Raw genomic sequence first — 7753 nt, forward strand, 5'->3', positions numbered from 1 at the left:
GGTGGCGGCATCACGTTCTTCCACACGAACTCCAAGCTTGCCGATTCATCGGCGACGGGTGCGGATTCTGTGGCGATCGGCGGGGCGGCGGTATCGTCGGGCAAGAATGCCGTTGCACTTGGCTCGAACTCGGTTGCTGATCGGGACAACACGGTCTCGGTCGGCGCGGCGGGCAGCGAACGGCAGGTCACCAACGTGGCGGCCGGCACGGCTGCTACGGACGCGGCCAACGTCGGACAGCTCAACGCCGTATCGAACAACGTCACGTTGCTCGGCGCGAGCGCGATCAAGTACGACACCAACGCCGACGGCACGCCGGACTATGCCAACGCAACACTCGGCAACGGCAACGCGGCAGGCACGGCGCTCCACAACGTCGCAGCGGGCACGAGCGGCATGGACGCGGTCAACGTGGCCCAGATGAACGACATGATCGGCCAGGTCATAAACATTGCGAACGGCGCGTACAACCCGCTCTTCACCGCAGAGGGCAATCGCGACACGGAAGTTGCGACTTCCTCGGGCACGCACTCGGTGGCATCGGGCGCGAATGCGGTGGCATCGGGCGCGAACGCAATCGCGTCCGGCGCGACATCGGTGGCGAGCGGCTCCAACGCGATTGCGGTGGGTTCAAGCGCATCCGCTACCGCAAACAATGCTGTGGCTGTGGGCGCCAACGCATCGGCTACGGCCAACAACGCTGTGGCGCTCGGTTCAGGTTCAGTGGCGGATCGTGCGAACTCGGTGTCGGTGGGTACGACATCGCCCGGCGGTCAGCGCCAGGTCACGAACGTCGCAGCGGGTACGGACGGCACTGACGCGGTCAACGTGAACCAGATGCAACAGTCGGTGAGCAGCGGCGTGAAGTCGGCGAAGGGTTATACAGACGCTCTTCGCTCCGACATGAACACGGGCCTTTCGCTGGCGAACAACCACATCAACAGCGTCGGTGCGATGAGCAGCGCGATGGCGATGATGGCAGGCAGCGCAGCAGCCGTCGCCGACAAGGACAATCGCTTCGCAGCGGGCACGGGCGTGTATCGCAACAAGGCCGCTATTGCGATCGGCTTCCAGAAACGCTTTGGCACCAACATGGTCATCACGGTCGGCGGTTCCACGACCGGCGAAGAAAGCACTGGAGGCGCAGGCTTCGCGTTTGGCTTCTAAGCGACGATTCAGCCGCCTGGACGCGTAGTTAAAACGCGTAGTTAAAACACTCGGCCGCAGATCTCTTCAATGGAATTTGCGACCGAGTTTTTGTATGCGATCAACGCTGCAAGGACAATGTCTGGCGCTTCGTGTGTTCGTATGCAGCGCCGCAAGACTCGCGAGCGCAAACAGCGTCGACTTTCCTCATCAGCCACTGCTGTTTCACACCACGTCATCAAGCAGTGAAACATGACAAACATGTTGCACTGCAATCACCGTTGTCTTATAATCTTTTTCGCGGGGTGGAGCAGTCTGGCAGCTCGTCGGGCTCATAACCCGAAGGTCATAGGTTCAAATCCTATCCCCGCAACCAAGGATTAAAAGTCAAAAGCCCGGTTCTCCGGGCTTTTTTCGTTTCAGCGGCAATGATTGGGTTATGCGGTCGTTCTACGTGGTTGCATCGCGCGAATACCAAGCCCCATAGTCCTATGCTGCGCTGAATGGTCGCCTTGCGGCGCACAAACTCTCGCATCCACGCGTGGCATAATCGACGGCTAAACCCGCTTTTGGAAGCCATCGTCAGCCTCATGCGCCGTCGCCTTGTCCGCCAGTTCGGAAGCCTCATCGGATTGCTTGCGATCCTGATGACTGCGCTCGCTCCGGCTGTGTCGCAAGCGCTTGCCTCCGGCGCGCAATCCGAGACAATCCTGAACGCGTTTTGCTCGGCGACGTCCCATACTTCCCAGACCCTGCAAGCCAAAACTGGCAAGCCCGACCGTTCGTCGCGCTCGGTCGCGGGTCATTGGGATACATGTGGTTACTGCAACCTCGCGGCGCATTCACCTGCGGCCCCACCTTGCGCAAGTGCTTATCAAGCGCAAATTACGTCGGGAGCCCTACCCGATAACACCGCTGCCCAACCCTTCCCGCCCTATGCGCAGGTCTTCGCTGCGCAGCCTCGTGCACCGCCAGTCTTCGTCTGATTCTTCTTCGCACTGCTGCCGGCTGAAATAGCCGGTAGTCATCATTCGCGTCGCCCGGATCAATCAGGTCAAACGAGATCAAACAGGATCAGCATGAACATGTCTCTCGCAATCATGATCAAGCAGGGTGGCCTTGCCGCCTTGCTTCTCGCCACCACGCAACTCGCTTTTGCACATGCGCATCCGACGCAGCAAACACCCGCACCGGACGCAACCGTCGAAGCGCTGCATGAGGTAGCCATCGATTTCACGGAAGGTCTCGAACCGGCGTTCAGCACGCTGAATGTGGTCGATGCAGCGGGCAAGCAGGTCAACAGCGCGAAATCGGCTGTCGATGCGAATAACAAGAAGCATATGAGCGTCGCGCTCGGCGATCTCAAGACGGGCGCCTATCAAGTGGAATGGACAGCGGTGGCCGACGACGGCCATCGTACGCAAGGCCATTACCTGTTCAACGTAAAGTGAGCTGACTATGAAAATCAACACGCTGATTCACGCCGGTTTGCTTGCCTTTTGTGCTCTCGCGGCGACCGGCGCACAAGCTGCAACGCTCGATGTCCACGATTGCTGGATCCGTTCGATGCCGGCTAAATTGCCGTCGTCGGGCTACTTCGTGGTATCGAATAGCGGCGATAAACCCGCTACCCTCACCGGCGCTGAAACACCAGCGTTCGGCATGGCGATGCTGCATAAATCGACGAGTAACGGCAGCACATCGACTATGTCCATGGTCGACTCCGCCGAGGTGCCCGCGCACGGCACGCTCGCGTTCGCACCCAGCGGTTACCACCTGATGCTCGAGGATGCACCCAAGCCGGTGAAGGTCGGATCAACGATCCCGTTGAAGTTGACGTTCGCGGATCAGTCGAGCATTGAGACCACGTGCGTGGTGAAGCCGGCGTCTACGCTGGGTAAATAACGCGGCAACCTATATCCCGGCAAAACATAAATAGCAAAAGCGCGCCGCAATCAGATTGCAGCGCGCTTTTTTACTGAAACAGCCCTTTATCAACCCGCCTCACAATCAGGCTCGCGAGAACTTCTCCGTGCCCTGGCGTCAGCGCAGGGTCAATACAACACGTCGCCGAACGCATTCATTGCGCTACCCGTTTCGAGTGCCAATCGCACCGGGCCGCGCACACGCCGATCAATGCCCCTTGAAGAGATCCATGATCTCCTTTCGCTCGGTCGGATTCACGCTGGGCGGCGGCACGCTCGGAGGCGTCATTCCGGCAGGACCGACACCACCCACCGCATCGCTTGCCGCTTCAACGGGATTCGCTGAATCCACACCGATGCTCGCGACAAAACCATTGCCCGGGGTTTTATCGGCGAAGAACAACTCACCGTCGACGGTCGTCAAACCATCGGGCATCGCCATTTGCTGTTGCGGGACATTGGCAAGCGCCCGTTGCATGAACTCCACCCAGATCGGCAACGCAAGCTGTGCACCGAACTCACGGCCGCCGAGGGACTTCGGCTGGTCGTAACCCATCCACGCGATCGCCACGAGTTGATGCTGGTAACCCGCGAACCAGCCGTCCTTCGCGTCGTTGGTCGTACCGGTCTTGCCTTGCAAGTCGTTACGCTTGAGCACGTTGGTGCCCGAGCCCGTACCGCCGGTCGCGACCGAATGCAGCAAGCTGTTCATGACGTACGCGTTGCGCGGTTCGAGCGTTTGCGGCGCATTGCTGCCCGCAATCAATGGATTGGCGCGCGAGATCACCGTACCGCGTGCATCGGCTACTTCGCCAATCAGGTACGGATTGATCCGCGAACCGCCGTTGGCGAACACCGAATATCCACCGGCCAGTTGCAGCGGCGTGACAAGACCGGCGCCAAGCGCAAGCGGCAGATACGGCGGGGTTTTATCGACATCGAAACCGAACTTCTGCGTGACGTAATCCTGCGCGTACTTCGTGCCGATGTACGAAAGGATGCGGATCGACACAAGGTTCTTCGACTTCTGCAAGGCCGTGCGCATGGACATGGGGCCATCAGGCTGGTCGTCGTCCTTCGGTTCCCATGCGTCGCCACCCGGCGTGGTCGGCGGGAAATACAGCGGCGCGTCGTTGATGATGGTTGCCGGTCCGAGACCCTTTTCCAGCGATGCCGAATAAATGAACGGCTTGAAACTCGACCCCGGCTGGCGCCACGCCTGCGTGACGTGATTGAACTTGTTCTTGTTGTAGTCGAAGCCACCGACCAGCGCGCGAATCGCCCCGTCCTGCGGCACGAGCGAGACCAGCGCGCCCTCCACCTGCGGCAATTGCGTGATGCTCCAGTTGCCCTTCGCGTCCTGCACCACGCGCACGATGGAACCCGGTTTGATCCGCACCGCCGCCGATGCATTGCTGCGCAAGCCAGCGGCCGCGAACCGCAAGCCGTCGCCGGTGATGGTCGCCGGGTCAGCGTTGACGAACGTCACGACCACCTGCTTCGCACTCACCGACGTCGCCACGCCCGCGATCAGATCACCGTTATCGGGGTGATCGGCGAGCGCGTCGTCGATGGCCTCGTCGCGGTCATCCTGGCTCGTCGTCGGCAGAGTGACGAACCCTTCCGGCCCGCGATATCCATGGCGCCGCTCGTAGTCCATCACGCCCTTGCGCACGGCGTTGTAGGCCGCTTCCTGATCGGCGGAATCGATGGTCGTGGTCACGGAAAAACCACGCGTGTAGGTGTCGTCGCGATACTGCGCGTACATCATCTGCCGCACCATTTCCGCGACATATTCTGCATGCACGCTGTATTCCGTACCCGACACACGCGCGTGTATTTCCTCGGCGCTGGCCTGATCGAATTGCGCTTGCGTGATGTACTTCAAGTCGAGCATGCGCTTCAGGATGTATTGCTGACGCACCTTTGCGCGCTTCGGATTGACGACCGGGTTATACGCAGACGGTGCTTTCGGCAAACCCGCGAGCATCGCGCATTCGGCGAGCGTCAGGTCCTTCAGGTCCTTGCCGAAATACACCCGCGCCGCCGATGCAAACCCATAAGCCCGCTCGCCCAGATAAATCTGGTTCATGTACAACTCGAGGATCTGGTCCTTGGTCAGCGCGCGCTCGATCTTGTACGCGAGCAGCATTTCGTAGATCTTGCGCGTGTAGGTCTTCTCGCTTGAGAGGAAGAAGTTGCGCGCGACCTGCATGGTGATCGTACTGGCGCCCTGGGACGCGCCGCCATGCGTGATATCGCTCAACCCCGCCCGCGCAATGCCGATGAAGTCGACGCCGCCATGCTCATAGAAACGGTAATCCTCGATGGCGAGGACGGCCTTTTTCATCTGGTCGGGGATCTCGTCGAAGCGCGCGATCCGCCGCCGCTCCTCGCCGAACTCACCGATCAGCACGTGATCCGCGGTATAGACACGCAACGGCACTTTTGGCTGATAGTCGGTCAGCGCTTCAAGCGACGGCAGGTTCGGCCCCATCACGACCAGCGCATAGCCGATGATCAGCGCGCCGACAATTGCCGCGACGGCGAACAGCCCGACGAACCACAATACGATGCGCACGGCGATCGAAGGTCCGGCTGAAGCCTTGGTGGTGGGTTGACGGTAACGATTGGGACCATCTTGATCCCGGTCATCGCGTGGAGCGTTCGAGGAATTCGGTCGTTTGATGATTGGCATGACTTGGATTGAACGGCGCGCCCCTAAGGCGCCCGGTGCGCAACGCCATGAAACCGCGTAACGATAAATATTGGGGTGAGGAAAAGCCGTGGCCAGCTTCGCCGTGTAGCCGATGTGTAGCGCTGCGGCCTGATCGATTCATGACAGCGCTCAAACCCGACGCCTCCATGAAAATCGTTCCAGACTGCTGCGTCGCGTGCCGTTGCCCCCGGACTGGCTACGCGTTCCCGCGAGTGGCCGTTACCGTATTGTAAGAAAAACTGCAACACTCACGGCCCCGCGCAGAATAACAGCGCATTTTAAAGAATTCGAGCGCCCAGCACCGGCAGCGACACGATTTTTTTGTAAGTAAATCCCGTGTAACGGGCCGCCGTGGCAAGTATTCCCGTCAAAACTGACTCTCTTCGGGCTATCGCGGAGGCGGCGTTAGCACCGCCATCTCAATATTGCAAGCGGTTGATGCGGGCAGCGTCCGAAGCGTGGCTCGGAGAGTGTGTGTCCGCGCGCACGAGAGGTTGGCAAAACGATATGATGGAAACGTTGGTTGCGTGGTTTGCCGTACCGCCGCGTACGCCGAAAGCGCATCAAATGGCGTTGCCCGTGTCGGATTATCGGCCGTTCTGACTTGCCAGCCCTGCTTAGCGAGGCGCTCATGACTACCAAACCCAGCGAACGCATCGTTGTTTTTGTTACTCCCGCGCAGAAACTTGCGATCACCAGCACCGCGGACGTCCTTGGCGTCAGCGTCAGCGAACTCATGCGGCGCGCCGTATTGAGCTTCAACGCGACCAGCGAACAGGTGAAAGCCGCGAGTCTTGTAGACCGATTGCGTGCGCCGAAAACCCCTGATCCGTTGAATGTCGCGCTGCGGCAAGTCGCCGAACGGGCAGCCGCACGCGAGGCGCGCGACGCGGCACAAGTCGCCAGGGTCGCCAGCAAACGCACATTAGCCGCCGAAGGCGCGAAACCACCGGTTGCGCTGGAACCGGAAACGGGCGACGTCCTGCCGCAAACCTGCGATTCCGGGGAAGACTTCGGTACGCCGGATGAATCGGACGGAGACGCATCGTTTCCCGGACGTTCCTGAAAGGCCGTCCGGCAAGCCGGCCCGGCTCAGCCGAGCGGAACCACACGCGTTGCGATTGCGACCGCCACGGCCGACGCGGCCGCGCTTGCCACTGCGCCCCATGCCACGTCTACGAAGACGAGCGTCGTGCTCCAGCCTTTCAGCGTGGCGAGGTTGGTGAGGTCATACGTGGCATACGCGACGATCCCGAACACGGCCCCGTTCAACAGTCCCCGCAGGGCGCTCTGCTCCACGACGCCCGGCACGACGCAGAAATACACCAGCCCCGCGATGTAAATGACATAGAAAACCACCGCCGCGCCAAAGTTGGGTTTTGCCAGTAACAACGCTCCAATCTCCCGTTGATACAAATTTCGCGAAATCAGGCCGAGCCAGATCGCATCGAGAATCAGGAAAACCACCGCCGTGACGGCAAACGCAACGACGATCATTTTTGACATGACTAATCCGTTCTTATTTCGTTGAAAAACTTCAATTTCCGCGGCGGTACTCGCTAAATCAAGTACATGGTGTACCGTTAAGATAAAGCCGTTAAGCCCGGTTTAAGCCGTTGCGTGGTTTAATACTCCGGCAAAAATCAGATGCAGTGCCCGGGCGTTGTCACGATGACCAGGGATCATGCTCAGTCGGCCGAACCAGCCGTCAATGCGCGGATTCCCGCCTCGCAACAAAGTGTATCGGCGAGCTTGCAATCCGTGCACCCGGCCCGATTTATCCGACGCGTGACGCCGTAGGCGCCGCGCTTAATCAAACAGCAGCGAACGTTCACAGAATGTTCATCGAACGTTGCTGTCTGGCAGCCGACTTCATTTCCAGGAGGAAACTCATGTCGCTTTTGGATTCCATCTCGCGCACCGTCAAGGGCCTGCTGAACGACGCCGCCGACACCGTGCAGGA

The 7753-nt window shown here is 59.9% G+C and carries 6 protein-coding genes, 1 tRNA gene and 2 pseudogenes; 7 read left to right on the forward strand and 2 right to left on the reverse strand.

Features of this window, described 5'->3' with window-relative positions:
* The 5 genes from JWR14_RS11060 to JWR14_RS11075 form a co-directional block, all read left to right on the forward strand.
* Positions 1–1167, forward strand: a 1167-nt coding sequence (locus tag JWR14_RS11060; RefSeq protein WP_299705859.1) for a YadA-like family protein, incomplete at its 5' end; no start/stop codon positions are given.
* 278 nt (positions 1168–1445) lie between these two features.
* Positions 1446–1522, forward strand: a tRNA-Met gene (locus tag JWR14_RS11065).
* A 214-nt stretch (positions 1523–1736) separates the two neighbouring features.
* Positions 1737–2132 (forward strand): DUF2946 domain-containing protein, encoded by a 396-nt coding sequence (locus tag JWR14_RS38525; protein ID WP_366144519.1) that lies wholly within the window; start codon positions 1737–1739, stop codon positions 2130–2132.
* Between the two features lie 93 nt (positions 2133–2225).
* Entirely contained in the window at positions 2226–2597 is a 372-nt protein-coding gene (gene copC / locus JWR14_RS11070) for a copper homeostasis periplasmic binding protein CopC (RefSeq protein WP_299705862.1), read from the forward strand.
* Between the two features lie 7 nt (positions 2598–2604).
* Positions 2605–3051, forward strand: a complete 447-nt coding sequence (locus tag JWR14_RS11075) for a copper chaperone PCu(A)C (RefSeq protein WP_299705865.1) — start codon at positions 2605–2607, stop codon at positions 3049–3051.
* A gap of 228 nt (positions 3052–3279) precedes the next feature.
* Here the strand turns inward: JWR14_RS11075 and JWR14_RS11080 are convergent, their stop codons facing one another.
* Positions 3280–5769, reverse strand: a complete 2490-nt coding sequence (locus JWR14_RS11080) for a penicillin-binding protein 1A (RefSeq protein ID WP_299705868.1) — start codon at positions 5767–5769, stop codon at positions 3280–3282.
* A gap of 652 nt (positions 5770–6421) precedes the next feature.
* On the opposite strand from JWR14_RS11080, the pseudogene JWR14_RS11085 reads away from it, so the two are divergent.
* A pseudogene (locus JWR14_RS11085) lies at positions 6422–6649 on the forward strand (hypothetical protein); the annotation flags it as partial.
* Between the two features lie 233 nt (positions 6650–6882).
* Here the strand turns inward: JWR14_RS11085 and JWR14_RS11090 are convergent.
* Positions 6883–7296, reverse strand: coding sequence for a DUF2177 family protein (locus tag JWR14_RS11090; RefSeq protein WP_299705870.1), 414 nt, complete (start codon positions 7294–7296; stop codon positions 6883–6885).
* Between the two features lie 386 nt (positions 7297–7682).
* Here JWR14_RS11090 and JWR14_RS11095 point away from each other — a divergent pair.
* A pseudogene (locus tag JWR14_RS11095) lies at positions 7683–7753 on the forward strand (PspA/IM30 family protein); the annotation flags it as partial.

Origin of the sequence: Caballeronia sp., from assembly GCF_028292365.1 — a bacterium.
Lineage (GTDB): Bacteria > Pseudomonadota > Gammaproteobacteria > Burkholderiales > Burkholderiaceae > Caballeronia.